The organism is Cryobacterium sp. CAN_C2, from assembly GCF_015751745.1.
Taxonomy (GTDB): Bacteria; Actinomycetota; Actinomycetes; order Actinomycetales; family Microbacteriaceae; genus Cryobacterium.
In genome coordinates this window covers 13805-40520 of the sequence record NZ_JADOUX010000003.1, presented here as the reverse complement: position 1 = coordinate 40520, position 26716 = coordinate 13805, and the positions used below count along the sequence as shown (strand labels likewise).

Below are 26716 nucleotides of genomic sequence, written 5' to 3'. Positions count from 1 at the left end.
TCCCTAAATGTTGTGGTCGGTGGCGGTAAGGTGTGGGCCAACGGATGCGGGTTCGCCCCGCGGTGGCCTGAGTCGATACAGGGCTCGGAGCGCCCAGCCGAGCAGCACGAACTCGAGCAGGTTACGCAGGCTCAGCACGAGCACCAAGAACGGATTGGCCACGAGCACCCAGTAATACAGGTAGGGGTAGACGACCTGGGTGAGGGCGGCCAGCGCAAGCCCGAGCAACGCCGGTGTGCGCCAGGGCCGGCCGTTCACCACGATCCCCAGAATGATCGGAGCGGCCAGCCAGCTGATGAACTGCGGCGAACCAACCTTGTTGAACGCGATCAGGGTCACCGTCAACGCGAGCGTCAACGGCGGCAGAACCGCCAGCCAGCCCGCACCCCGGCGCTGGGCCCGCAGGCCGAGCAGCAGCACGGCGGCGGCGGCGAGCGCCAGCAGCGGAGTCATCACGGCGCTCATGATCGTGGTGCCCGTGCCGGCGACCTGAAATGTGAGAAGCTGGCGGTCGTAGTAGATGAAACTGCCGTTCACTCCGAGCACGGCCTGCCAGAGCCACGGCCCGGCGACGGGCGATTCGATCTGGATCCCCCGGCCCGCCTGCTCGGCCACGAAACTCAGCACGTGAATGCCGCTTCCTCGGCTCAGGCTGAGCGTCGCGGCCACAGCGACGACCGCCGCGGTGACCGCAGCGGCGACCCCGAGCATCCGCCAGCGCAGTCGCGACGCCACGAACAGGGCGGCGAGCGCCGCGACCGGCCAGATCTTGATCCAGGTCGCAAGTGTGAGCAGCATCGTGCCCCACAGTGGGCGGCGGCGCAGCCAGAGCAGGGCGACGATGCAGAGCGGCACCGTGACCGAGTCGATGCGGAGGAGCGCGATCGGACCGAGCAGGGCTAGAAAGACCAGCCACCACCAGGCCGCTCGTTGGTGTGAGCGCACAAGCACGAAAAATGCCCCGGCGTTCAACCCGGTCACCAGTACAAACCAGGTTCCGAGGTAGGCCGCACCTCCGAGGACGAACGCGCTGACGATCGGCACCAGGGCGAGCACCGGGTACACGAAGTTCTCGGTGATTCCGACGAGGCTGCCAGCCACCGCGTTCTCCGCCCAGCCGCGGTAAACGACCCTGACATCGCCGAGCGGATGCCCGGGCCCGAACAGGGCCAAAACGATCAGCAGCAGGTGCACGAGCGCGAAAGCCGACCACAGCGCGGCGCGCGGATGCCGCAGAACCGGCCGCGTGGGCCGCGGTATGGTGTCGCTGCGGGTCTCGTCGTGAATTCGCACGCTTTACTTTCGCACAGGCAACCGCTTCGCCGCATCGCGTCCCGCTCTAACGGGTCGGGCGTGGTCCCGGATCGATCCCGTGGCCCAGGAACGCAGCGACGGCCCGCGGCACGGCATCGGCCACGTCGAGGGCCGCGATCGGACCACCGGCGGAAGCCAGGTTCGCGGCTTCGGCATGCAGGAGCGCGGCGGTGGCTACGAGCGGGGCGAGGGAGGCGGCATCCGCTTCGAGCTGGTCGGAATGGGTGGCCAGGAGCGCCCCGAGAATTCCGCCGAGCACGTCGCCCGACCCGGCCGTGGCCAGCCAGGCCGGCCCGGTCGACACGGTCAGCCGAGCGCCCGACGGCGATGCCACGTGGGTGACGGCCCCCTTGAGCAGCACCGTCACGTCGAACAGACGCGCGGCACGAATGGCCCACTCGCCCGGGTTCGCGGCGATCTGCGAGGCGGAGCCCGGCTTGGCCTCATTCGCGAGCATCACGGCCAGTTCGCCAGCGTGCGGGGTGATCACGGTCGGCCCGATCGCGCGCGACATCAGGTCGAGGGCGCCCGCGTCGAGGACGGTGGGCAGGCCCTCGGCGAGCGCCGCCCTGAGGGCGGTGGTGACGGCATCCGATCTCGTGGTCGAGTTGATGCCGGAGCCGAGCAGCCACGCTTGCACGCGGCCGGGCACGGTCACGATCTCGGGACGGCGCTGCAGCACGAGGGTGGCGGCGCGGCGCGGACCGAGGTAGCGAACCATGCCGAGGCCGGTTCGCACGGCCGCGTCGACACCGAGCACGGCGGCACCCGGGTAGTCCCTGGAGCCGGTGCGCACTCCGAGCACTCCGCGCGAGTATTTGTCGTCACCGGCCTCCGGCCGGGAGATCCAGTCGCGGGCCTGTTCAGCCTCCCATTCGAGCCAGCCACACGGTTTCACCATGCCTCCACGATAGGTCGTTTTGGCTGGCCCCGGCCACCTCAAGCGGATGCCCCGGCGCTGGCCGTCGACAGCGGCGGCCAGCTGGGGCCGGTTCAGTGTGCCGACTGCGATTCTTCGCGCTCCCGCATGGGGCGGCGATCGGACGCCGGGGTCTGCGACACGCAGATGATGTTGCCCTCGGTGTCTTTGAACCACGCCGCACGTTCCTCATTCATCGTCGCGATGCCGTCTTCAGTTTTCAATCCCGGAAAATCGTATTCCTGGAACGTGACGCCACGACCGCGCAGGGCGGCGACCTCAGCGTCGATATCGTCTGTGACGAATGCGATCGCGGTGTTGGCCGCGGTGCCGGCATTGTCGGTTTCGTAGACCATAATCGCGGCGCCTTTCGGGGTGCGATAAAGCAACCCCTCCACCCGCTCTTCATCGGGTTCCATACCGAGCACGTCCTTGTAGAAGCGCCGGGCACGTGCCAGATCACGTGCGGGAAGTACCGAGTAGGTTTCTAATTGGCTGAACATGAGCTTTCCCTTTCTGCACCCACTGTGCATTTTTCAGGAAGTATTTTACCCCCGTCCCGCCGCCTTGGCGAGGTGCGAGGGGTATCCGCAAGTCACCGGCCCAGCGCGGGTCAGTCTCGGGCTGTGTCGGCGAAGCGTTTCCGCGCTATCTGGGGGATCGACCTGGGGCCAACCCGGTTATTCCTCCATGACCGCCAGGCTGCGACGTTCCAGGTCGGCGAGGCTGTCCCGTAATCTGGCCTGTCCGTCGTGGCGAATTGATCCTTGAAACATTTCTTTGAGTTTTCTTTCGCGACTTTCGGCTTTTCGGGTCGATATTCCTGATTTTTCCTCGGGAATGTCGGTGGGTGGATGTTGGGTTGAATCATGAACAACGTGGCACTGGAACTAACACAGGCCGCCGCCGCCGTGGCGGCGCTGGGGGGTTCGAGCGCCGAGTTCAGCCGTCTGTCGGATGCGCAGGTGCTTGCCGCTCGGGGTCCGATCGCTGATCTGTTGCGGCTGAGTAATACGGCGGCGGCGTTGCTGGCGGGCACGATTGCCGAGCGGTCCCGGCCGCAGTGGGGCCAGTCCGGTCTGGCGGCGCGGCAGGGGTTTGGTAATCCGACGTTGATGGTGCAGCACGCCACAGGCCTGAGCCGCATCGACGCCGGCCGGCTACTCGCGGTCGGGGTGCTGATGAGCGACACCGAGACCGCCGAACGGCTGGCGGCCGAACGGCTGGCGGCCGACGCCGCGCGTGACGCGGCGCCGTTATCCCCGGCACCGCCGGTCGCGCCGCTGCCGGTCGTGCTGCCGGTCGTGCTGCCGGTGCCGTGGCAGGCGCCGATCGTGCACGCCGTCGCTGACGGCCGTGTCTCGCCCGGCGTCGCCGACGCCCTACTGCGGGGCCTGGGCACCCTGGACCAAGCCATCACCGCCGAGAAACTCGCCGCGGCCCTACGCGTGCTGCTGGCCACGGCTCCGGGGATGAACACCGAACAGGCCTACAAACGCGCCCGGCGGCTGCGCGACGACCTCGACGCAGCCGGCGTTCTCGCGCGGGAAAAACAAGCGCGCGACGACACGAGCTGGTCGCTGTGGCGACGCGCTGACGGCATGGTCACCCTCCACGCCCTGCTACCACCGGAGCAGGGCGAACTGTGGTTGGCGGCCTACGACGCACTGACCAGCCCGCGCCGCGGCGGCGTCAGGTTCGTTGACCCAGAGCGGGCAGCGTGGGCGCAGAGCGTGAAAGACGACCCGCGCACCCTCGACCAGATCGCCGCCGATTCCTTCACCCAACTGCTCACACTCGGCGCCGACGCCGACCCCAACACCCTTTTCGGCGGCCGCCGCCCCTCCGTACGCGTCATCGTCACCGAACACAACCGCCCCACTATCCCCAGCGGCGGCAGCAGCAGTGGCAAGTCAGCGTTTGGATACCTGGAGGGCAACCCTGCCCCGGTGTCCGGTGAGACGATCGACCGGCACCTGTGCGGCTCCGGCTACCTCGGAATTCTCTTCGACCACACCGGGCAACCCCTCAACATCGGCCGCGACCAACGCCTCTTCACCACCGCCCAACGCCACGCCCTCGCGGTACGCGACGGCGGATGCCGCTGGCCCAGCTGCGACCAACCACCCTCCTGGACCGAAACCCACCACATCGAAAACTGGCTCACCGACCACGGCCTCACCAACATCGACCACGCCATCCTGCTCTGCGCCCCACACCACCTGCTCCTTCACAACCGGGGCTGGAAAGTACTCCACAAAGCCAGCCAGTACTGGCTGCAACCCCCAGCCGAAATCGACCCCGAGCAGACGCTCATCGCACTCCCCAGCAAAAACCCCCTCATGACCGAGGACCTCCGACTCGACCCAACGGCGGTTCATCTCACCGGAGCCGGCACCGACAACAAGAGCGAGGCACGCGATGGCGGTCTTGACACACTCGACCAACGAAACACGCCCGACCAACGAGACCAGCTCGACCAACGAGGCACGCTTGACCAACGGAATGGGCGCGACCAACGGAATAGGCGCGACCAACGAGGCACGCTTGACCAACGATATGGGCGCGACCAACGGAATGGGCGCGACCAACGAGGCACGCTTGACCAACGATATGGGCGCGACCAACGAGGCACGCTTGACCAACGATATGGGCGCGACCCGAGACCGGGTCACCCACCGGGCGACTGGCGCAACTGAACTCGGGACCGAAACTGAACCCGGCCGCTGCCCGTGTGGGCGCACCGACGACAATGGCCAGACACGGGATGGCGACAGGCTCTAGTCGCGGCGGGTGGCGTCTTGCACTTCGCCGACGAGTTCCTCGATGATGTCCTCGAGAAAGAGCACCCCGGTGGTCTCGCCCTCGGCGGTGAACGAGCGGGCCAGGTGCGCGCCCGAGCGGCGCATGGTGGCGAGGGCATCTTCGAGGTCGGTGTCTTCGAAAATAGAAATCAAGGCACGGATGCGCTTGGCCGGAATTCGCCCGGCGTAGCTGTCCGGTGCGGCCAGCGTTGCGGCACCGGTCACAGCCGAAGCAACATCGAGGTCGAGCACGTCTTTCAGGTGCACGTACCCGGTGAGGTAGCCCTCGGCGTCCGCGAGTACGTAGCGGGAGAAGCCGTGGCGTGTCACGGCCTTCTCCACGTCGGCGGGCGTGGCCGACTCCGGCAGGCTGACCAGCGTGGCCAGGCCCACAGCCACGTCCCGCACCTTGAGATTGGTGAACTCGAACGTTGCCGTGAGGGCGCCGGTTCCGTCGCTCAGCACACCCTCACGGGTGGACTGGGTGACGATCGTGGCGACCTCATCGAGGGTGTACGCGCTCGTTGCCTCGTTCTTCGGCTGCACCCCGAACAGGCGCAACACACCGTTGGCGCAGGCGTTGAGGGTGACGATCAGCGGCTTGAAAACGCGAGCGACGAATACGAGTGGCGGCGCGAGCAGCAGAACAGCTCGGTCCGGCACCGAGAATGACAGGTTCTTCGGCACCATCTCACCAAACACGACGTGCAGGTAGGAGACCAGCAGCAGCGCAACGATGAACGCGATGGTGCCGATCGCGGCATCGGGCAGACCGGTCAGGCCCAGCGGCACCTCCAGCAGGTGGTGGATCGCCGGCTCGGAGACGTTCAGAATGAGCAGCGAGCACACCGTGATACCCAGCTGGGAGGTCGCCAACATAAGAGTCGCGTGTTCCATCGCCCACAGCGCGGTCTTGGCGCTGCGTTTTCCGGCCTCGGCGAGCGGTTCGATCTGGGAGCGGCGGGCCGAGATGACGGCGAATTCCGCTCCGACGAAGAAGGCGTTGGCGGCGAGAAGCACGACCAACCAGGCAATTCCGGCCCAGTCGCTCATTTGTCGCTCACCTTCTTTCGGTCGGACTTGGTTTCACCGGACAGCGCGGGTTCTGGGGCGGCCCCGGGGGTGAAGCGCAGCCGGTCGATGCGGCGCCCCTCGAGCCGTTCCACGGTGAGGAATCCGCCGCTGACCGGCACGCGATCGCCGATCAACGGCAGCCGGCCCAGCTCGCTCATGACAAAACCGGCCACGGTCTCGTACGGGCCCTGCTCCGGCACGACGACGCTCGTGCGATCGAGCAGTTCGTCGGGGCGCAGCATGCCGGGAAAGGTCAGAGAATCGGGTGAGCGAACCACGCCAGCACGGGCACGGTCGTGCTCGTCGGCAACCTCACCGACCAGTTCCTCGACCAGGTCTTCGAGAGTGACCACGCCGGCGGTACCGCCATACTCATCGACGACGATCGCCATCTGGTAACCACGACCGCGCAGCTCGCCGAGCAGGTCGTCGAGTTTCATCGTTTCGGGCACGCGCACCGGGTCGGTCTGCAGGGCTGACACCGGAACATCCGCTCGGCGAGTGCGGGGCACGGCCACCGCCTGCTTGACATGCACGATGCCCACGACGTCGTCGACGCTTTCGTCGACGACGGGAAAACGCGAGTAACCGGTGGAGCGGGCGAGGTCGATGACGGCCTGCGCCGAATCGGTGCGGTGAATGCTCGCGACGCGCGGTCGCGGCGTCATGACGTCGGAAGCCGTGTGCCCGGAGAACAACAGTGTGCGGTGCAGCAGGGTCGCGGTGTCCTTTTCGAGCAGTCCGGCGCTGGCCGAACGGCGCACGAGCGAGGAGAGTTCCTCGGCGGTGCGAGCGCCGGAAAGTTCTTCTTTCGGTTCAATGCCGACGGCGCGCAGCAAGCCGTTGGCGCTGTTGTTGAGCACGAGCACGGCCGGTTTGAACACGGCCGTGAACACGGTCTGGAACGGAAGCACCAGGCGAGCAGTCTGAATGGGCAGGGCGAGCGCGAAGTTCTTCGGAACCAGCTCGCCGATGACCATCGACACCAGGGTCGCCGTCACGATCGCGATCGTGGTGCCGAACGCCGGAACGAGGTCGACGGGCAGTCCCACCGCGGTGAGTGGGCCGCGGAGCAGCGACGACAGTGCCGGTTCGATCGTGTATCCGGTGAGCAGCGTCGTGAGGGTGATGCCCAGCTGCGCGCTCGAGAGGTGCGTCGAGGTGATTTTCAGCGCGGCAATGGTGAGAGCGAGGCGGGTCTCCCCGCGATCGCGTCGCGCTTCGAGGTCGGCGCGGTCAAGATTCACCAGGGCGAACTCACTGGCGACGAAAAGGCCCGTTCCGACGGTCAGGATGAGTCCAAACCCGAGCATGATCAACTCAGACAAGGATTTCACCGCCAGCGGCTACGGGCGAGGGTTTGTGGGAAGCGGGTTCAGCAGTGGGAGGGTCATCCATTATTCACCGAAGTATACCGGGCACACCTGTCGGAACGCCCGGTGGTCGAGCAGTGCCGGCTACCAGCGCAGCCCCAGACCGTTCGGCAGCGCCTCCAGCGCTACCAAGACACCGGCAGCGCCTTGCCCTCTTCGTAGCCGGCGGCCGACTGAATGCCCACGAGCGCTTTCTCGTGAAAGTCGGCGACGGTGGTGGCCCCGGCGTAGGTGAACGAGGAGCGCACCCCCGAGGTGATCATGTCGAGCAGGTCCTCGATCGACGGCCGCAGCGGATCAAGGTAGATCTTCGAGCTTGAGATTCCCTCGGCGAACAGGGTCTTGCGGGCGAGGTCGTAGGCGTCGAGGCGCTCGAAACGCGCCTGAACGGCCTTCGTCGACGCCATTCCCCAGCTTTCCTTGTAGAGCGCACCACGGGCATCCGCATTCAGTGTGCCGGGTGCTTCGGTGGTTCCAGCGAACCAGGAACCGATCATGACGGATGCTGCGCCAGCGGCCAGCGCCAGCGCCACGTCCCGCGGGTAGCGCACCCCGCCATCGGCCCAGACGTGAGCACCGAGTTCACGTGCTGCTGTTGCCGTTTCGAGCACGGCCGAGAACTGGGGCCGACCGACGGCGGTCATCATGCGGGTGGTGCACATGGCGCCCGGACCGACTCCGACCTTGACGATTGTGGCCCCGGCACCGACCAGGTCGCGCACGGCGTCCTTGGTGACGACGTTGCCGGCCACGATCGGCAGTCCGAGGTTCAGGTCGGCGACAATGCCGAGTGCGCGCAGCATGCCGTGCTGGTGGCCGTGCGCGGTGTCGATGACGAGAATGTCGACGTCGGCCGCGGCGAGCGCTCGGGCCTTTGCGGCGACGTCGCCATTGATGCCGATCGCCGCGGCGACCTTGAGTCGTCCGTTCGCATCGAGGGTGGGCTGATAGAGCGTGGAGCGCAGGGCGCTCTTGCGGCTGAGGGTTCCGACGACGACGCCGTGGTGCAGCACCGGCGCGAAGTCGATGTCGGCCTCGGTCATCAGGTCGAACGCGCGGCGCGGCCCGTCGACGTCATCGGCGTCGAGCGCGGTCAGTTCACCGTGTAGCAGATCGCCGAGGCGAGCGTCGGGCAGGGCGGTCGCCAGCCGACTGGCGACGATGCAGCCGAGGTAGTCACCGCCGCCGGAGTGAATCACGATTCCCTGCCCGGGAACGGCCGGAACCTGCCGCAATGCCCGTTCGACGGTGTCGTCCGGGGCGAACACGAACGGCGTGTCGAAACGAACAGACTGGTCTTTTACCCAGCGGATGGCCGCATCCAGATCTTGCAAGTGCATGTCCTGCGGTAGCACCCCGAGTCCGCCGCGCCGGGCGAGCGAGGCCGCCAGGCGCGGCCCGGTGACCGAGTTCATATTCGCTGACACGATCGGTATTGTGGCGCCGGTGCCGTCATTCGGGGCCAGCGAAACATTCAAACGGCTGGTGACGGCCGATTGGCCGGGCACCAGAAACACGTCGGAGTAGGTCAAATCATGGCTGGGCGTCGTTCCATAGAACTGCATACCAAGAACGCTAGCCGTTCACTTGGGTGTTTATGGTCGCATGGGATGGGATTAGGCTGGTCACTAAGACTGACCTGGCGGTCGACATCGTCAGCGACAGACTCAATGAAAGCGCAGATTGACCCGGCGTATGACATAGCCGAGGGCATCCAAATTCAAAGCAGAGAGTGGGCGATCCCACGGTGTCAAGCCAGGTAACCGGTGGAGCTTCTGACGAAACAACGTCAGGCGAATTCGGAGCAAACGAGTGGCTCGTTGACGAATTGTACGAACGCTATTTGATCGACAAGAAGTCGGTGGATGAGTCGTGGTGGCCGGTGCTCGAAAGTTACCACCAGACCGCAAACACCCCGGCTGCAAACGCTCCCCCGGCAGCACCAGCGCCGGTCACAGCAACGGCAACGGCAGCACCCGCGCCGGTCGCAGCACCGGCGGCACCCGCGCCGGTCGCAGCACCGGCGGCACCCGCGCCGGTGGCAGCACCGGCGGCACCCGCGCCGGTGGCCCAGACTCCGCCCGGTGCCACCGCGTCGGCCCCCGTCACCGAGAACCAGCCGACGGCTCGCACCACATCGAGTGCGCCCAAGCCGGTCCCGGTTCCCGCCGATGCTCCCGTCACAAGCCCGCAGGCCGTCGTCGTCGACCAGTCCAAGCCGGTCAGGCAAGACAAGGTCTCGCCGCTGCGCGGTATGGCAAAGTCCCTCGCGACGAACATGGTCACAAGCTTGACCGTGCCAACGGCCACGAGTGTTCGCACCATTCCGGCCAAGCTGCTCATCGACAACCGCATTGTCATGAACAATCACATGAAGCGGGCTCGGGGTGGCAAGGTCTCCTTCACCCACTTGATCGGTTGGGCGCTGATTCGCGCGCTCAAGATGTTCCCCAGCCAGAACGTCTACTACGACGAGGTCGACGGCAAGCCCTCCGTCGTCGCCCCCGCCCACGTCGGAATGGGTCTGGCCATCGACATGCCCAAGCCCGACGGCACCCGCGCCTTGCTCGTTCCGGCAATCAAGCGTGCTGACACGATGACGTTCGGCGAGTACCTCTCCGCGTACGAAGACCTCGTCACCCGGGCACGTCACAACAAGCTCACCGCCGACGACTTCGCCGGCGCGACCCTGTCGCTGACCAACCCGGGCGGCATCGGCACCGTGCACTCGGTGCCGCGCCTCATGAAGGGCCAGGGCTGCATCATCGGCGCCGGCGCCCTCGACTACCCGGCGGAGTTCCAGGGTTCGAGCGTCAAGACGCTCACCGGCCTGGCCATCTCAAAGACCATCACCCTCACAAGCACCTACGACCACCGCGTCATTCAGGGTGCTGGTTCGGGCGAGTTCCTCAAGATCGTGCACGAGCTTCTGATCGGCCAGCACAACTTCTACGAAGAGATCTTCTCGGCGCTGCGCATTCCGTACGACCCGATCCACTGGGCACCGGACATCAGCGTCGACCTCGCGAGTGCCGTCGACAAGACCGCTCGCGTGCAGGAACTGATCAACTCGTTCCGGGTGCGCGGCCACCTCATGGCCGACATCGACCCGCTCGAGTACATGCAGCGCAGTCACCCCGACCTCGATATCGCCACTCACGGGCTCACCTTCTGGGACCTCGACCGGTCCTTCGTGACCGGCGGTTTCGGTTTGCAGCGCCAGATGATGCTGCGCGACATTCTCGGTGTGCTGCGCGACTCGTATTGCCGCACCACGGGCATCGAGTACATGCACATTCAGGACCCGGCCCAGCGCAAGTGGGTGCAGGAGAAGATGGAGAAGACCTACGTCAAGCCCACGCACCACGAGCAGATGCGTATCCTCGGCAAGCTCAACGAGGCCGAAGCCTTCGAAACGTTCCTGCAGACCAAGTATGTCGGGCAGAAGCGCTTCAGCCTCGAGGGTGGCGAGTGCACTATTCCGCTGCTCGACACCATTCTGCAGGGTGCTGCCGAGCAGGGTCTCGACGAGGTGGCGATCGGCATGGCCCACCGAGGCCGCCTGAACGTGCTCACCAACATCGCCGGCAAGACCTACGGCGAGATCTTCCGTGAGTTCGAGGGAACCCAGGACCCGCGCACCGTGCACGGTTCAGGTGACGTGAAGTATCACCTCGGCACCACGGGCATGTTCCGCGGTGAAGACGGCGCCGAAATTCCGGTATCGCTCGCCGCCAACCCGTCGCACCTCGAGGCCGGCGACGGCGTGCTCGAGGGCATTGTGCGGGCCAAGCAGGACCGCAAGCCGATCGGCACCTTCTCCACCCTGCCCATCCTCATTCACGGCGACGCCGCGATGGCCGGCCAGGGCGTCGTGCTCGAAACCCTGCAGATGTCCCAGCTGCGCGGCTACCGCACCGGCGGAACCGTGCACATCGTCGTCAACAACCAGCTCGGTTTCACGACCCTGCCGCAGGATGCCCGCACCAGCATCTACGCGACCGACGTTGCCAAGACCATTCAGGCGCCGATCTTCCACGTCAACGGGGACGACCCCGAGGCCGTCGTGCGTGCCGGCGAGCTCGCGTTCGCCTACCGCCAGGAGTTCAAGAAAGATGTCGTCGTCGACCTCATCTGCTACCGACGTCGCGGGCACAACGAGGGCGACGACCCCTCGATGACCCAGCCGCTGATGTACAACCTGGTCGAGGCCAAGCGCAGCGTACGCAAGCTGTACACCGAGGCACTCGTCGGCCGTGGCGACATCACCGAGGAAGAATACGAAGCCGCCCACCGCGACTTCCAGGATCGCCTCGAGCGTGCCTTCCTCGAAACCCACGCCGCGCAGACGGCGTCGATCCCGATCATCACGCCGGAAATGGCCGCCACGGCCAAGGCCGAAGCCGAAGCGCAGGCCCGAGACGACGCCGCTGGCGAGCCGGAGACGACCGGCGTTCCCGAGAGTGTCATTCAACTCATCGGCGACGCCTTCAACAACAAGCCGTCCGGCTTCACCGTGCACAGCAAGCTGCAGCAGCTGCTGCAGAAGCGTCTCGACATGAGCCGCAACGGCAACATCGACTGGAGCTTCGGCGAACTGCTCGCGCTCGGTTCCCTACTGCTCGAAGGTACCCCGGTGCGTTTAGCCGGACAGGATGCCCGCCGCGGCACATTCGTGCAGCGTCACGCTGTTCTGCACGACCGGGTGAACGGCCAGGAATGGTTGCCTCTGGCCAACCTCAAGGACAACCAGGCCCGATTCTGGATCTACGACTCGCTGCTGAGCGAATACGCCGCCATGGGCTTCGAGTACGGCTACTCGGTGGAACGCGCCGACGCCCTCGTGCTCTGGGAAGCGCAGTTCGGTGACTTCGCCAACGGCGCGCAGACCATCATCGACCAGTTCGTCTCCTCCGCCGAGCAGAAGTGGGGCCAGCGATCATCCGTCGTACTGCTGCTGCCGCACGGTTACGAGGGTCAGGGACCCGACCACTCGTCGGCCCGCATCGAGCGGTTCCTGCAGCTGTGTGCCGAAGAGAACATGACCGTGGCGCGCCCATCGACGCCCGCATCGTACTTCCACCTGCTGCGCCGCCAGGCGTACATGCGCCCGCGCCGCCCGCTGATCGTGTTCACCCCCAAGTCGATGCTTCGCCTGCGCGGCGCGACGAGCGCCGTGGCCGAACTCACGAGCGGCAAGTTCGAGACGGTCATCGATGACCCCCGCATTACCGACAAGAACGCCGTCAAGCGTGTCTTGTTCATGGCCGGAAAGATCTACTACGACCTGCTGAACGAACTCGAGAAGAACCCGAACCCCCAGATCGCCCTCGTGCGCGTCGAGCAGTACTACCCGCTGCCCACCGTGGCGCTGAAGAGCGTGGCCGCCCAGTACCCGAACGCCGAACTGGCGTGGGTGCAGGACGAACCGGAGAACCAGGGTGCCTGGCCGTTCTTCTACCTGGAGACCAGCAAGCTCGGCCCGCGTGCCATGCGGCTGTTCTCGCGTCCGGCTTCGGCTTCGCCGGCCGCCGGCTCGCCCAAGCGCCACGCGATCGAGCAGGTCAAGCTGCAGCGCGAGGCGCTGACGCTCTAGCGCGGTGACAGCAGTGCAGTAGCACAGGAGGGTGACCTGGTCACCCTCCTGTGCTGTGTCCGCGCCGTTTTCGCGCCGTTTCCGCGCAGTCGTGGGGCTATCTCTCGGTGCAGTCGCGGGGCTCCTTCGAAAGACGTCGCGACGGCATCCGCTCGCCTGGTCAGAACGTGCAGGGACCAGCCGTGCGCTTCCAGACCGCGCCGACAGTTCCACGCTCGGGTCAACCGAGGAGCGCGCCCATGCCCGTTCAGACGGAAAACCAGCTCGGGGAGCCGTGTTGGATCGACCTGATAACAAGCGACCCGGCCCGGTCAATCGTGTTCTACGCCAAGCTGCTCAGCTGGAAGGCCATCGACACCGGGGCGGAGCCTGGCCGGTACACGATGTTCTTTCACGGCGGCGGCGCTATGCCGGTGTGACCGTACAGGACCCATCGAGGCGAAACCGGGACTTCTGGATGACCGACCTCGCAATCGAGAACGTCGACGAGACGGTTCGGGCCCCGACCGCTGGCAGGTCTACCTCGGGGTCGCTGACGTGCGCACGGCTGCCGGGAAGGTGAGCGAGTTCGGTGGCACGGTGCTGCGGACGCCGTGGGAGTGAAACTTCACAACATTCGCCCAGGTCAAAGGCCCAGCCGGCGCCGCTTTTTTGCTGGGACAGCTCGAGCCGTCACCGCGGTCGGGCGACTCGAGCCCCTCGTCAATGCGGCCGTTCAGTGCGAGGCCTGCAGGGCACGCAGCTTGAGCAAGACCTGATCACGCAGGTCTTCGGGCGCGGTCTCCTTGCAGGCACGCTGTATGACCTCGGTCATCGTACGCCCGACGAGATGTTCGATGCTGCAATCGGGGCAACTGGCAAGGTGCTCCTGAATGTCGGCCGCATCATCTTTGCGAAGTTCGTTGTGCAGGTACTCTTCGAGTTCGGCCTTGGCCTTCTCGCAACCGCAATCGGTCATTTGTCTGCTCTCCTGGATGTTCTCTGGCCCTGGCCCGTGTCCAGCCCGCGCTCTGCCGCGTAGCCGGCCAAGAGCTCTCGCAGGAGTCGCCGGCCACGGTGCAGGCGACTCATCACGGTGCCAATGGGGGTTTTCATGATTTCGGCGATCTCCTGGTAGGAGAACCCTTCGACGTCGGCGAAGTACACGGCGAGTCGGAAGTCTTCGGGAATGGACTGCAGGGCGTCTTTGACGGCACTGTCAGGCAGGTGGTCGATGGCCTCGGCCTCGGCTGAACGCCCCGACATGGCGGTGGTCGATTCGGCGCCGCCAAGCTGCCAGTCCTCCAGCGCATCGATGGTGCCCTGATAGGGCTCGCGCTGCTTCTTGCGGTACGCGTTGATGAAGGTGTTGGTGAGGATACGGTACAGCCACGCCTTGAGGTTGGTGCCCTGCTCGTACTGCGCGAATGCGGCGAAAGCCTTCACAAAGGTCTCCTGCACGAGATCCTGCGCATCGGAGGGGTTGCGGGTCATGCGCATGGCCGCCGCGTAGAGCTGGTCAAGGAACGGCAACGCCTGTTCCTCGAACAATCCGCGGGTCTGCTCGCGCAGTTCGGCTTTTGTCGGTGTACGTGTCGTGAGTTCTGTGTCGCTGCTCGAAAGGTCTTCCGAGTTCACGGGCGTGTCTGAAGTCATCACGGATAATTCTAGGCTGTTACCCGCAGCCAGGGGTCGTTCCAACAGCATTGACACCGCTACAGATCTCCCTCCGATTGTTATCACCGACTATTCTGATAACCGATGTTGATCTCGAGATATTCCAAGCCGGAGTTCGATCCGTACGGCGACAATTCACCGACCGAAGCGGATGTCTGGTGGCACGCGCCGACCACGAATGCCCCGCTGCAGGCGGTGCTGGCTTTGCCGGGCTCGAAATCGCTGACCAACCGGGAGTTGGTGGCATCCGCTCTCGCGAGCGAACCGTCGCTGCTGCGGTCACCGCTGCACTCGCGGGACAGCGACCTCATGGTCGACGCGCTGCGCCAACTCGGCGCCACCATTGAGGCCGTTGCCGGCGTCGGCGCGTTCGGCGCCGACCTGCGCGTGACCCCACCGGCCGAACTGCTCGGCTCCACCACGATTGACTGCGGCCTGGCCGGCACCGTCATGCGCTTTCTGCCACCGCTGGCCGCCCTTGCCCTCGGCCCGACGACCTTCGACGGCGATGCCGGCGCACGCCGCCGCCCGATGGGGCCCATTATCGGTGCTCTGCGCGACCTCGGTGGCGACATCAACGACGATGGCAAGCGAGCCCTGCCGTTCACCGTGCACGGACGCGGAGCGGTCACGGGCGGCGCCGCTACCATCGACGCGGGCACGTCGAGCCAGTTCGTCTCCGGGCTGCTGCTGGCCGGCGCACGCTTCGAGCAGGGCCTGCACCTCACCCACTCGGGTGAACGTCTGCCGAGCCTGCCGCACATCGAGATGACCATTGAGGTGCTGCGCGCTCGCGGAGTGGCCGTGGCGACCCCCCGCGTTGGCGAATGGATCATCGAACCCGGTGAGATCACCGGACGCACGGTCGACATTGAACCCGATCTCTCGAACGCCGCGCCGTTCCTGTGCGCCGCGCTCGTGGCCGGCGGCAGTGTCACGATCACCGGCTGGCCGGAGACGACCACGCAGGTCGGCGCCGACCTCGAGCAGCTACTGCCGCTGTTTGGCGCGACCGTCACTCGGGTCGGCGACCGGCTCACCGTCACCGGCGGAGAGGCAGTTCACGGCGTCGATCTGGATCTCTCCACCGGCGGTGAGCTCGCCTGCACCCTCGTGGCCCTCGCGGCCCTCGCCGAGACGCCGAGCACGATCACCGGCATCGGGCACATTCGCAACCACGAGACCGACCGTCTCGCCGCGCTGGCCACCGAGATCAACCGGCTCGGCGGCACGGTCACCGAACTGTCCGACGGCCTACAGATCGAGCCGGCGCCGCTGCACGGCGGCCAGTGGCTCAGCTACGACGACCACCGCATGGCTACGGCTGGAGCGCTGATCGGCCTGCGTGTGGCCGGTGTCGAGGTGGAGAACATCGGCACGACCGCGAAGACCCTCCCGCAATTTCCCCAGCTGTGGCACGCGATGATCACCGAAGCGGCGCTCTAAATGCCGCTGGCGCCCAACGCAGGCACGCCCGCGAGCGGGAACGACGACGATCGTGACCGGTCAGACGAGCCAAACGGCGCGAACGCCGCCTCAGAGCCCGACGACCTGGCGGGCGATCCCGGCGACACCTGGTGGGCGTCCGCCGACGACGACGAACCGGAGTTCGACGAGTCGAGCGTGCGGGTACGTCCCGGCCGCAAGGGCAGTAAACCCCGCACCAAGACCCGGCCGGGCCACGAGAACGCTCTGACCGGGCGCATCCTCTCGGTTGACCGCGGACGCTACACGGTCATGCTCGACGAGAACCTGCCCACCGAGCGACGCATCACGACGGCTCGGGCGAGCGAGCTGCGCAAGAAGGCCGTCGTCAACGGCGATCGCGTCGACATCGTCGGCGATACAACCGGGGCCGAGGGCAGCCTGGCCCGCATCGTGCGCATCGTGCCACGAGACACCCTACTGAGACGCAGCGCCGACGACACCGACGCCGTCGAGCGCGTGATCGTGGCCAATGCCGACCAGATGCTGATCGTGGTCGCTGCAGCCAACCCGGAGCCGCGCATCCGCTTGGTGGATCGGTATCTGGTCGCGGCCTACGACGCCGGCGTGAAGCCTATTCTGTGCATCACCAAGACCGACCTCGCCGACCCGGCCGCGTTTCTGGCCAACTTCGCCGGGCTCGACCTGCCCGTGTTCCAGAGCGGCGAAGGCGGCATGCCGATCGAACAGATTTCGGCGGTGCTGGTCGGCCACGACACGGTTTTCGTCGGGCACTCCGGAGTCGGCAAGTCCACCCTCGTGAACGCGCTCGTGCCGGGCACCAACCGGGCCATCGGCGTCGTCAACACCGTCACCGGCCGCGGGCGCCACACCTCGTCGTCGACCGTGTCACTGCGCCTGGAAACGGATGCCGGTCGCGGCTGGGTCATCGACACCCCCGGCGTGCGGTCCTTCGGTCTGGGTCATATCAACACCGACAACATCCTCAAGGCGTTCACCGACCTCGCCACGATCGCGGAACACTGCCCCCGCGGCTGCACGCACCTGCCCGGTTCGCCGGATTGCGCGATCATCGAAGCCGTCGAAGCCGACGAACTCGGCGACACCGGCCGGGTGCGCCTGGACTCGCTGCAACGCCTATTGGCGACCTTCGCGCCAGCCCGCTGAGCGGGATCGAGTGTCACACGACGCGGATACGATGGATGCATGACGGATTCAGCGCGCCTTGCAGTTGGCGACACGGCCCCCCACTTCACCCTGACCGACCAGGATGGGGCATCCGTTTCGCTTGCCGATTTTGCCGGCAGCAAGGTCGTCGTGTATTTCTACCCGGCCGCGATGACACCCGGTTGCACGACCCAGGCCTGCGACTTTCGCGATAACCTCGGGTCACTCAAATCGGCCGGCTACCAGGTGCTGGGCCTGTCGAAAGATGCTAGGGCCCAGCTCAAGAAGTTTCAGGAGCACGACTCCGTGAACTTTCCGCTGCTCAGCGATTCGGGCCTCGACGTGCACCACGCCTACGGCACCTGGGGCGAGAAGAACCTGTACGGCAAGGTCGTGACCGGCGTGCTGCGCTCAACCTTCGTGCTCGACGAGGCCGGAGTCATCACCCACGCCCTCTACAACGTCAAGGCCACCGGTCACGTCGCGAGCCTCCGCAAGAAGCTCGGTATCGACGCCTGACTGTCGGGCTGACCGGGCGAACGGGCCGAGACAGCAGCGTTCAGCACAGCGCCGGTCAGCACAGCGCCGGTCAGTCGTCGTTGGGCTCGGGTTCGTGGCTGGTCGCGGCGACCACACGCGGGTTGAAGACCAGCACGAGCACGATGATCGACGGCAGCAGCAGCGCCCAGCCGACGTCGGGACGGGCGTAGATGCCCTGAAAACAGCCGATGGCGATCATGACCTGCACGAACTGCCAGGTGACCGCGGCCCCGCGAATCCACGGACGCCCGCGCAGCGCACCGACGGTGATCGCGCTGACCCACACGGCAGCGACCACGGTGAGGGCGAACAGGGCGAGCGATGCTCCCACCGAGTTCGGGGTGGCACTGAGCAGTTCGAACACCCACCAGGCACTGAAGGCCCACAGGGCGAGCGCTTCCAGGGCGAGCAGGGCGACAAATACCCCCAGCAGGGGGGCACGGCGAAGCGCCCGGAGGTCGATCCAGGCGGGACGCCCTGCACCAGAGCCGCTCTTCACAGCGAAAAGCTACACAAAACTATTGATTTGATACCTCTATTATGGGACGATATTTGAGGCCCGGTTGACGCTCACAGGGACGTGAGCTGTTTCAACGCCGTAATCGCGCAGATCCCACTTTCCTGCAACCGGCCATGACCCGTGCAACTCTGGCCAATCGGCCGTGCACTCATGTAGTAAAAGGAGCATCCCTATGGACTGGCGCGATAAAGCTGCCTGCCTCACCGCTGACCCGGAACTTTTCTTTCCGGTTGGCAACACTGGACCGGCTGTGGACCAGATCGAGAAGGCCAAGTCGGTGTGCGCCCGATGCAGTGTCACTGAGGTGTGCCTCCAGTACGCACTCGAGACCGGTCAGGACTCGGGAGTCTGGGGCGGCCTGAGCGAAGACGAGCGCCGCGCGCTCAAGCGTCGTGCTGCACGCGCCCGCCGCGCCTCCTAGCCGGGCAGCACAACCACAGAACGCGAGCCTACGGCCATCCGGTACTCCCGGAGGCCGCGGGCTCGCTTTTTTGTGCCGTCCAGCCGGGTGCGGGATGGCGTGGTGTGGGATGGCGTGGCCTGGGGTGGGGTGGTGGGCAACGAACATCCACTCGCGGGCCCACGTTAGGCGAGTGGGCCCAGCATCTATCATGAGCCCGCGTTCCGGGCCCGGTTGCTCTCGGGACGCCAGGCACGGGACCGCCAGGGGCGGGGCTAGCCTTCCTTCATGAAACGCAGGGGGATCTCAATCGTGACCTCGGTGCCGCTGCCCATCATGGTGTGCCAGTCGATGGTGCCGCCGAGTTCGCCCTGAATGAGCGTGCGCACGATCTGCGTGCCGAGGCCCGAGCCAACCTTGCCCTCCGGGAGGCCGGCGCCGGTGTCGCGCACCATGACGGTGAGGGTCTCGTCGCTGCGCTGTGCTTCGATCGACACTTCGCCCTCACGCCCGGCGAGGCCGTGCTCGACCGCGTTGGTAACGAGTTCGGTCAGCACGAGCGCGAGCGGCGTCGCATAGGCGCTCGGCAGGGTTCCGAAGCTGCCGACCGACTTCGGGTGCACTGTCGTGTTGTGAGCGGATGCGACCTCCACCGTCAGCAACAGCACCCGTTCGAAGACGGCGTCGAAGTCGACGATCTGGCTGAGCCCCTCTGACAGCGTGTCGTGCACGACGGCGATGGCTGCGACCCGCCGCATCGCCTGGGTCAGCGCCTCGCGCGCCCGGTCGGACTGGGTACGCCGCGCCTGGATGCGCAGCAGCGACGCCACGGTCTGCAGGTTGTTCTTGACCCGGTGGTGAATCTCCCGGATGGTGGCGTCCTTGGTGATCAGTTCACGTTCTTGGTGGCGCAGCTCGGTGACGTCGCGCGACAGAATGATCGCGCCGACCCGTTCGCCGCGATTGCGAATGGGAATCGCCCGCAGCGACACCGTCACGCCACGCGCCTCGATGTCGGTGCGCCACGGCGCCCGTCCGGTGACGACAAGAGGTAGGGACTCGTCGACGACGGCGGTGCCGGTGAGCAGGCTCGTCGTGACCTCGGCGAGCGACTCGCCCTCGAGTTCCTCGGCGAAACCCATTCGGTTGAACGCGGAGAGCGCATTGGGGCTGGCGAAGGTGGTCTGGCCGTCGACGTCAAGCCGCAGCAGGCCGTCTGACGCGCGCGGCGCACCGCGGCGCGGCCCGGTCGGGGCGCCGAGGTCGGGAAAGTCCCCGGAGGCGATCATGGCGAACAGGTCGTTGGCGCAGTCGTTGAAGGTGAGTTCCTGACGGCTCGGCGTGCGCGCCTCACTCAGGTTGGTGTGGCGAGTGAGCACCGCCACCGGGGCAGCCGTCAACTCGGAACCGGTCGTACTCAGCCGTCGCAGCACCGGAATGGCGCGCACCCGGGTAGGAGTCTCCTCGTACCAGTCGGGGGCGGTGGTGTCGACGATCTTGGCGGTCTCGAAAGCTTCGGTGACCTGATTGCGCCACTCGACCTTGATGTGCCGGCCGACGAAGTCACGATAGAACAGGGTGGCCGCGCTCGACGGGCGCGCGTGTGCGACCGCGACGAAGCTGCCGGAGGTCGTCGGCACCCAGACGACGATGTCCGCGAAGGCGAGGTCGGCCAGCAGCTGGCCGTCCGCGACAAGCATGTGCAGCCAGTCCACATCCTCCGCGCTGCTGCGGCCCTGGGCAAGTACGAGATCACTGAGCGTCGACACTCTCCATAGCCTAGGTGTAACGGAGGCTTCACGTCGCCGGGGCGGCTTTTCGGCCGTGCCACCGCACGCGCCGCGGCATCCGCTCGGATTCTTGAGCCGGAGCGACGATCAGGTCCTCCAACACAAAACGACGGATGCTCACGCGAGCCGGGGATTTCGGGCTCGCGTCCCGCAGGGTGCGACCGGTCAACACCGCCGCATCGAGGGCGCCCTGGTCGTGTGGCACCAGGATGGGCGACTCGATTCCGCCGAACCGCAACAGCATGGCCGCCACCTGCCCGCGCGGATTCAGCCCGACCGCGCTCGCCCGCACCTGGTTCATCACGACGCTGAGCGTGCTTCCCGCGGTGACCTCCGTGAGGTCGCTCCAAGCGCGCAGAAATCGGGCCATACCCACCGGGTCGGCAAGCCCGCAGGCAACGACGTGGTCGGCCGCCCGCAGGGCGGTGACGGTGGCCGCGTTACGCCGGGGCGCCAAGATGTCGCTGGTGAGCTCTTCGTCGCTCTCCAGACTGAACCCGGTGTCCATCACCACGTAATCGACCCAGTGCCGCAACGCGTCGATGGTGCGGGTGACCCGCTCGGTCGACAGTTCCGGCCAGCGCGACGGTCGGCCGAGGCCGGTGAGTACCCAGAAGGCCCCCTTGGGCGAGTTATAGCGCTGCGCGATGCGCTCAAGCTCTGACTGGTTCAGACTGTCGCTGCCGGCCAGTCGGCACGCGGCGGCGAATCCGGGCGCCTCGTCGAGCATGCCGAGGCTCGGGGCGATCGAGGCACTGTAGGTGTCAACGTCGGCCAGCACCACGGTGTGTCCGGCAGCGGCGATTTCCGCCGCGATATTGATGGCGAGCGTGGTGCGGCCTGGAGCGCCGGACGGTCCCCACACCGCGATGACCGATCCGGTGTTGAGCGCGCCGCCGGTGAAGTGTCGCTCCCCCACGCGCAACGGAACGACGACGCCCGACACGAGCAGGTCTTCGATCTCCGACCAGTCGCACGGGATCGCGACCGTCTCGTACAGGCCGAGCGTGCCGGCGTGGCGTCGTTCCTGTTCCGTCGCGGTGAGCGCGACCACCCGGACGCCGCGTTCATCGCACGCAGCAATCAGCTGGCCGGTCAGGGATTCCCGCCGGGCGCTGACCACGACCACGTGCGGTTGACCGTGTGCCAGCGTTTCCAGAAATTCCCGGGCCGTATCGACGCGCGTGACCACACTGTGCCCGCAGTCGATGATGTCGGCCAGCATTCGTTGCTCGGTCGCCCGGTCCAGCACGAGCGCGAGCCGGGCCATTACGGCCCCACCGGGGTGTTCACGGGCACGATCGCGAGGGCATCACCGTTCATGATCGCTTCAAGAACCGCTCCCACGCTGGCCTTCGGTACGAGCATCTCGACGGATTGACCGTTGTCGGCGGCAAGGATGCCGGTCGGTTCGACGATGCGGACGACGACGGCCTGCCCCACCAGAATCGTCGGCGGCGCGTATTCGCCCGGCCCGGTGGCCCGCGCCGACCAAATGTCAATAACGGAGCCCGCCTCGATGGACGCGGCCAGTCGACCGGGAACGTCGACGACGACACTCGTCACGTCGCTCCCCGACGATTCCCCGACCGCCGACCGCGCCACGAGCTCACCGGCCAGAATCGTCTGAGTGACCAGCAGACCATGCTTCAGCTCGAGCGCGGGCACGAGGTACAGCTCGGCGGCGCCGCCAAGCTGCACCCGAGTCTCGATGAGATCGGTTGACGTGAGTTGATCACCGACCGTCAGAGTGTGCCGTGCGGTGTAGACCGCTGTGGTGCGATCGCTGCCGGCGACAATCGTCCCGACCCCCGCGATCGAAGCGACGACGAGCACGAGGCCGATGACGAATCGGGGGTCTATCCAGAATCGGCGGCGCGTGTGTGTGGGACCGGGTGTTTTCATCCGTTACCTCGCTTTTTTCGAATTGTGGGGGGCTCCAGAGCGGCCGAGTGCGCAGCATTATGAGAAAAGTTGTCCACAGCTATCGCAGCCGGATCACGTAAATCTGCCAGAACGGCACGAGACGGTAGTGCAGCACCTCGGGGGAACGGCGTAACGTTCCGAGCGGATGCACCGCCAGGTCGAGATGGTCCCGCGCCACCCGATCGATGGTTCCGGCCAGAACACCACCGCGGGTGTCTAGTTGCACGGTGCGCCGTCTTCGGCAGAGGTCGCGCAGCACAAAGGGAAATCCGACGCGTTCGATCAGCTTTCCGTTGGCGGCGGACTCCACGGCGAGTGAGGCCAAACTCTGCTCCTCGGTGAGCAAGACACCGGCGATGGCCGAGAGCGGAATCACGCACTGCACCCGGCTGTTCCGCGCATCGAGTAGCTCGGCCGCGAGCCAGTCGCGGCCGAGAGTCGTGGGGCGAAGCGAAAGGGTCTCGCCGGACGCGAGCACGACGCGCAATCGCACGGTGCCGCCGAGGCCAGCGGAGCGCACCACGTTACTCAACCGGGTGCGCAGGGACAGCTTTTCCAAGCGCTGGCGCTCTTCGTGCAGGCGCAGGTCAGTGACCTCGGCGTGCAGCTCGCGTTCGAGTTGCCCTTCGAGGTCATCAAACAGATCATCCCAGCGCACACGTTGAAAATAGCCGACGCAGAGCATTCTCGCTCAAGTTATGCACAGGCTCTATAAGCGCTCGACAGCGTTGGGGCAAAGCTGCTTAGGTTGCGCACCAGAGCAACTGCACGTTCGATGTCAGGAGGAACGATGACGTCACCCGGTCCCGGACAATCGCCCGCCCATCAGCGGGAGCGCCACGTCGACGCCCGCGACGTCCGCCCACAACCAAGCGACATCCCGCATTCCCCCAGCACCGAGCACCTGCCGGAGGCGGAGCCCGTACTTCGTGCCCTGGCCATGCGCACCATCGAGGTGATCGCCGGAGCCCGAGACATCGAGCAGCTCGCGCGGTGGGTCACCGACGATGTCTATGCCCACCTGCTCATTCGCGTGTCGATCGCGGCGCGGGCCCGAGCCATCACGGGAGTGGTCGCCGAACGGCCGAGACTCTGGATCGACCGCGTCAGGACCTGGCCGACCCAGAGCGGCGGCCTCGACGCGGTCATCCTGGTGTATGACAAGCGTCGAGCGCACGTCATCGCGATGCAGCTGGAGGGCATCAACCACCGGTGGCGGGCCACCGCCATCGCCGTCATGTGATGCGGGCGTGGTGCGCCGGGCAGCGCGGCACGTCAACGGATGCCTCGCGACGGGCACGCGTCAGCACGGGCCCGTCACGGGGCACGCGGCAACGCGTGTTGCAGGTGCTAGGTCGTCTTTTTGCCGTGGGCGCGGCGCTCGGCCCGGTTCACCGGAGCGGCACCCTCGGTCTTCTGTCCGAACGCTCCACGCTGGGGCGGGCCGGTTGCTTCGGCCGGCTCGTCGTCGCTGCCGGCGACCGTGGCCGAACGTCGTGCCCGGTCGGTGGCGGCCTGCTGAATCTGGCCGCGCTGGTTGCGCACTTCGATTCCGCCGGAATCGCTCGGGGCGGTGTAGCTGAGCTTCTCCTCGGTGGCGTCGGCCGGCGTGAGCCCCTTGGCCGCGACCACCGGCCCGGCAACGGCACCGGCACCGGCCGTGACCTCAACGTCCAGGTTGAACAGAAACCCGACGGTCTCTTCACGAATCTGGCCCATCATCTGCTGGAACATGGCGAAACCCTCGCGCTGGTACTCCACCAACGGGTCGCGCTGGGCCATTGCACGCAGCCCGATGCCGTCCTTCAGATAGTCCATCTCGTAGAGGTGGTCGCGCCAGCGGCGGTCGATCACCGACAGTACCACGCGGCGCTCCAGTTCGCGCATGGCTGGGGCCCCGAGGGACTCCTCGCGACGCGAGTAGGCGAGCGTGGCGTCGGAGAGAATCTCCCGGCGCATGAAATCGCGGTTGATCCTGCCCTTGTCGCCGGCCTCGGAGACGACCTCGTCGATGGTGAGTCCAACCGGGTAGAGAGTCTTGAGTTCGGTCCACATCGCGTCGAAGTCCCAGTCATCACCGTTGCCGTTGCCGGCGTGCACGTCGAGCACCTCGTCGATGACGTTGGTGAGGAAGGTCTGGGTGCGCTCGTGCAAGTCGTCACCCTCGAGAATATGGCGACGGTCGCCGTAGATCGCCTCGCGCTGACGGTTGAGAACGTCGTCGTACTTGAGCACGTTCTTGCGGATCTCGGCGTTGCGACCCTCGACCTGCGACTGGGCGCTGCGAATGGCGCGGCTGACAACCTTCGATTCGATCGCCATGTCGTCGGGCACACCCTGGCGTCCCATGAGGGCCTCGGCGGCGCCGGCGTTGAACAGCCGCATGAGGTCGTCGGTGAGCGACAGGTAGAACCGGCTCTCGCCCGGGTCGCCCTGACGTCCGCTGCGTCCGCGCAGCTGATTGTCGATGCGGCGTGACTCGTGCCGTTCGGTGCCGAGCACGTAGAGCCCGCCGGCGGCGACGACTTTCTCGGCCTCCATGGTGACTTCGGACTTCACCGCGGTGAACACATCGTCCCAGGCAAGTTCGTATTCGTCGGGGGTTTCAATCGGGCTGAGGCCTTTCGCGTTCATCTCGGCGACGGCCAAAAATTCGGCGTTGCCGCCGAGCATCACGTCGGTGCCACGACCGGCCATGTTGGTGGCGACGGTGACCGATCCGAGTCGGCCGGCCTGTGCGACGATCGCGGCTTCACGGGCGTGGTTCTTGGCGTTGAGCACCTCGTGACGCACCCCCTTCTTGGCGAGCAGACGCGACAGGTACTCGCTCTTCTCCACGCTCGTCGTGCCGACCAGAACCGGCTGGCCTGCTTCGTGCCGTTCGACGATGTCTTCCACGACCTGACGAAACTTGGACTCTTCGTTCTTGTAGATCAGGTCGGACTGGTCGATGCGTTGCATCGGCTTGTTGGTGGGGATGGCCACCACGCCGAGCTTATAGGTGCTCATGAATTCGGCCGCTTCAGTCTCGGCCGTTCCGGTCATGCCAGAGATCTTTGAGTACAGGCGAAAATAGTTCTGCAGGGTGACGGTGGCCAGGGTCTGGTTCTCGGCCTTGACGGCGACGCCCTCCTTGGCCTCGATCGCCTGGTGGATGCCCTCGTTGTAGCGGCGACCCATGAGGATACGGCCGGTGTGCTCGTCGACGATGAGCACCTCGCCGTTCATGACGACGTAGTCCTTGTCTTTCTTGAACAGCGCGTTGGCCTTGATGGCGTTGTTCAGAAAGGAGATCAGCGGGGTGTTGGCCGATTCGTAGAGGTTATCGATACCGAGGTAGTCCTCGACCTTTTCGATGCCGGGTTCGAGCACACCGATGGTGCGTTTCTTCTCGTCGACCTCGAAGTCTTCGTCGTTGACGAGGCGCTTGGCCAGGCTCGCGAACTCGTTGAACCAGCGGTTCGCCTCGCCGGACGCCGGTCCCGAGATGATCAGGGGGGTGCGGGCCTCGTCGATGAGGATCGAGTCGACCTCGTCGACGATGGCGAAGTAGTGACCGCGCTGCACCATGTCGCTGGCCTGCCATGCCATATTGTCGCGCAGGTAGTCGAAACCGAACTCGTTGTTGGTGCCGTAGGTGATGTCGGCCGCATACATTTCGCGACGCTGGGCCGGAGTCTGACCGGAGAGGATGCATCCTGTCGTCATGCCGAGAGCGCGAAAAACGCGACCCATGAGCTCACTCTGGTAGCTCGCGAGGTAGTCGTTGACCGTGATGACGTGCACGCCGCGGCTGCTGATCGCGTTGAGGTAGGCGGCCGTGGTGGCGACGAGGGTTTTGCCCTCACCTGTCTTCATCTCGGCGATGTTTCCGAGGTGCAGGGCTGCTCCACCCATGAGCTGCACGTCGAAGTGACGCAGACCCAGGGTGCGGATGCTGGCCTCGCGCACGGCCGCGAAAGCCTCGGGCAGTAGGTCATCGAGCGATTCGCCGTTGGAGTACCGTTCCCGCAGAGTGACGGTCTCGTTCTTCAGCTCGTCGTCGGTGAGCTCATGGAAGTCTTCTTCCAGCGCGTTGATGGCTTTCGCATAGTTTTCCAGCCTGCGCAGAAGGCGGCCTTCACCAACACGAAGAACCTTTTCAAGAATTGACGCCACGAATGTACTCCACTAGTCAAACGGTGCAGGCAC

The 26716-nt window shown here is 66.0% G+C and carries 22 protein-coding genes; 8 read left to right on the top strand and 14 right to left on the bottom strand.

Annotation, left to right across the window (positions count from 1 at the left end; all coding sequences use genetic code 11):
• Positions 1-3: 3 nt before the first annotated feature.
• The 3 genes from IWX77_RS03310 to IWX77_RS03300 all read right to left on the bottom strand — a co-directional run bounded on the left by IWX77_RS03310 (position 4) and on the right by IWX77_RS03300 (position 2736).
• Positions 4-1293: a glycosyltransferase 87 family protein gene (locus IWX77_RS03310; RefSeq protein WP_196843105.1), complete on the bottom strand. Its 1290-nt coding sequence runs from the start codon at positions 1291-1293 to the stop codon at positions 4-6.
• A gap of 46 nt (positions 1294-1339) precedes the next feature.
• Positions 1340-2215: an ADP-dependent NAD(P)H-hydrate dehydratase gene (locus IWX77_RS03305; RefSeq protein ID WP_196843104.1), complete on the bottom strand. Its 876-nt coding sequence runs from the start codon at positions 2213-2215 to the stop codon at positions 1340-1342.
• Positions 2216-2307: 92 nt separating this feature from the next.
• Entirely contained in the window at positions 2308-2736 is a 429-nt protein-coding gene (locus tag IWX77_RS03300; RefSeq protein WP_196843103.1) for a VOC family protein, read from the bottom strand.
• A gap of 366 nt (positions 2737-3102) precedes the next feature.
• On the opposite strand from IWX77_RS03300, the gene IWX77_RS03295 reads away from it, so the two are divergent.
• Complete coding sequence (locus IWX77_RS03295; protein ID WP_196843102.1) at positions 3103-4932, top strand: HNH endonuclease signature motif containing protein; 1830 nt, start codon at positions 3103-3105, stop codon at positions 4930-4932.
• A gap of 81 nt (positions 4933-5013) precedes the next feature.
• Here the strand turns inward: IWX77_RS03295 and IWX77_RS03290 are convergent, their stop codons facing one another.
• From IWX77_RS03290 to IWX77_RS03280, 3 genes are all read right to left on the bottom strand, one after another.
• Positions 5014-6090 (bottom strand): hemolysin family protein, encoded by a 1077-nt coding sequence (locus IWX77_RS03290; protein ID WP_196843101.1) that lies wholly within the window; start codon positions 6088-6090, stop codon positions 5014-5016.
• The gene (locus tag IWX77_RS03285) at positions 6087-7424 is read right to left on the bottom strand and encodes a hemolysin family protein (RefSeq protein WP_196843308.1); all 1338 of its coding nucleotides are present in this window, start codon (positions 7422-7424) and stop codon (positions 6087-6089) included. Before IWX77_RS03285 ends, IWX77_RS03290 begins: the two co-directional genes overlap by 4 nt.
• Positions 7425-7609: 185 nt before the next feature.
• Positions 7610-9049 (bottom strand): GuaB1 family IMP dehydrogenase-related protein, encoded by a 1440-nt coding sequence (locus IWX77_RS03280; RefSeq protein ID WP_196843100.1) that lies wholly within the window; start codon positions 9047-9049, stop codon positions 7610-7612.
• A 182-nt stretch (positions 9050-9231) separates the two neighbouring features.
• On the opposite strand from IWX77_RS03280, the gene IWX77_RS03275 reads away from it, so the two are divergent.
• Both IWX77_RS03275 and IWX77_RS03270 read left to right on the top strand, forming a co-directional pair.
• Positions 9232-13080 (top strand): multifunctional oxoglutarate decarboxylase/oxoglutarate dehydrogenase thiamine pyrophosphate-binding subunit/dihydrolipoyllysine-residue succinyltransferase subunit, encoded by a 3849-nt coding sequence (locus tag IWX77_RS03275; protein ID WP_196843307.1) that lies wholly within the window; start codon positions 9232-9234, stop codon positions 13078-13080.
• A 239-nt stretch (positions 13081-13319) separates the two neighbouring features.
• Positions 13320-13499, top strand: coding sequence for a hypothetical protein (locus IWX77_RS03270; protein ID WP_196843099.1), 180 nt, complete (start codon positions 13320-13322; stop codon positions 13497-13499).
• Positions 13500-13795: 296 nt separating this feature from the next.
• Here IWX77_RS03270 and IWX77_RS03265 read toward each other — a convergent pair whose 3' ends face one another.
• Entirely contained in the window at positions 13796-14038 is a 243-nt protein-coding gene (locus tag IWX77_RS03265) for a zf-HC2 domain-containing protein (protein WP_196843098.1), read from the bottom strand.
• The gene (locus tag IWX77_RS03260) at positions 14035-14715 is read right to left on the bottom strand and encodes a sigma-70 family RNA polymerase sigma factor (protein WP_196843097.1); all 681 of its coding nucleotides are present in this window, start codon (positions 14713-14715) and stop codon (positions 14035-14037) included. The genes IWX77_RS03265 and IWX77_RS03260 overlap by 4 nt, the downstream gene beginning before the upstream one ends.
• Positions 14716-14820: 105 nt before the next feature.
• Here IWX77_RS03260 and aroA point away from each other — a divergent pair, with 105 nt between their 5' ends.
• From aroA to bcp, 3 genes are read left to right on the top strand one after another with little or no spacing between them, the layout of a single operon-like run.
• Positions 14821-16182: a 3-phosphoshikimate 1-carboxyvinyltransferase gene (gene aroA / locus IWX77_RS03255; protein ID WP_196843096.1), complete on the top strand. Its 1362-nt coding sequence runs from the start codon at positions 14821-14823 to the stop codon at positions 16180-16182.
• Positions 16183-17349, top strand: coding sequence for a ribosome small subunit-dependent GTPase A (rsgA, locus tag IWX77_RS03250; RefSeq protein WP_196843095.1), 1167 nt, complete (start codon positions 16183-16185; stop codon positions 17347-17349).
• A gap of 39 nt (positions 17350-17388) precedes the next feature.
• Positions 17389-17868 (top strand): thioredoxin-dependent thiol peroxidase, encoded by a 480-nt coding sequence (bcp, locus tag IWX77_RS03245; protein ID WP_196843094.1) that lies wholly within the window; start codon positions 17389-17391, stop codon positions 17866-17868.
• Positions 17869-17938: 70 nt separating this feature from the next.
• Here the strand turns inward: bcp and IWX77_RS03240 are convergent, their stop codons facing one another.
• Complete coding sequence (locus IWX77_RS03240; protein WP_196843093.1) at positions 17939-18388, bottom strand: hypothetical protein; 450 nt, start codon at positions 18386-18388, stop codon at positions 17939-17941.
• Between the two features lie 193 nt (positions 18389-18581).
• On the opposite strand from IWX77_RS03240, the gene IWX77_RS03235 reads away from it, so the two are divergent.
• Entirely contained in the window at positions 18582-18830 is a 249-nt protein-coding gene (locus IWX77_RS03235) for a WhiB family transcriptional regulator (RefSeq protein WP_123046689.1), read from the top strand.
• 254 nt (positions 18831-19084) lie between these two features.
• On the opposite strand, the gene IWX77_RS03230 is transcribed toward IWX77_RS03235, so the two are convergent.
• From IWX77_RS03230 to IWX77_RS03215, 4 genes are all read right to left on the bottom strand, one after another.
• Positions 19085-20578: a sensor histidine kinase gene (locus IWX77_RS03230; RefSeq protein WP_196843092.1), complete on the bottom strand. Its 1494-nt coding sequence runs from the start codon at positions 20576-20578 to the stop codon at positions 19085-19087.
• Between the two features lie 28 nt (positions 20579-20606).
• The gene (locus IWX77_RS03225; protein ID WP_196843091.1) at positions 20607-21869 is read right to left on the bottom strand and encodes an AAA family ATPase; all 1263 of its coding nucleotides are present in this window, start codon (positions 21867-21869) and stop codon (positions 20607-20609) included.
• Complete coding sequence (locus IWX77_RS03220) at positions 21869-22504, bottom strand: hypothetical protein (RefSeq protein WP_196843090.1); 636 nt, start codon at positions 22502-22504, stop codon at positions 21869-21871. Before IWX77_RS03220 ends, IWX77_RS03225 begins: the two co-directional genes overlap by 1 nt.
• Positions 22505-22583: 79 nt before the next feature.
• Positions 22584-23183 (bottom strand): hypothetical protein, encoded by a 600-nt coding sequence (locus tag IWX77_RS03215; RefSeq protein WP_196843089.1) that lies wholly within the window; start codon positions 23181-23183, stop codon positions 22584-22586.
• Between the two features lie 132 nt (positions 23184-23315).
• Here IWX77_RS03215 and IWX77_RS03210 point away from each other — a divergent pair, with 132 nt between their 5' ends.
• The gene (locus IWX77_RS03210) at positions 23316-23768 is read left to right on the top strand and encodes an Rv3235 family protein (protein WP_196843088.1); all 453 of its coding nucleotides are present in this window, start codon (positions 23316-23318) and stop codon (positions 23766-23768) included.
• Positions 23769-23875: 107 nt separating this feature from the next.
• Here the strand turns inward: IWX77_RS03210 and secA are convergent, their stop codons facing one another.
• The gene (gene secA, locus IWX77_RS03205) at positions 23876-26683 is read right to left on the bottom strand and encodes a preprotein translocase subunit SecA (RefSeq protein WP_196843087.1); all 2808 of its coding nucleotides are present in this window, start codon (positions 26681-26683) and stop codon (positions 23876-23878) included.
• Positions 26684-26716 lie beyond the last annotated feature (33 nt).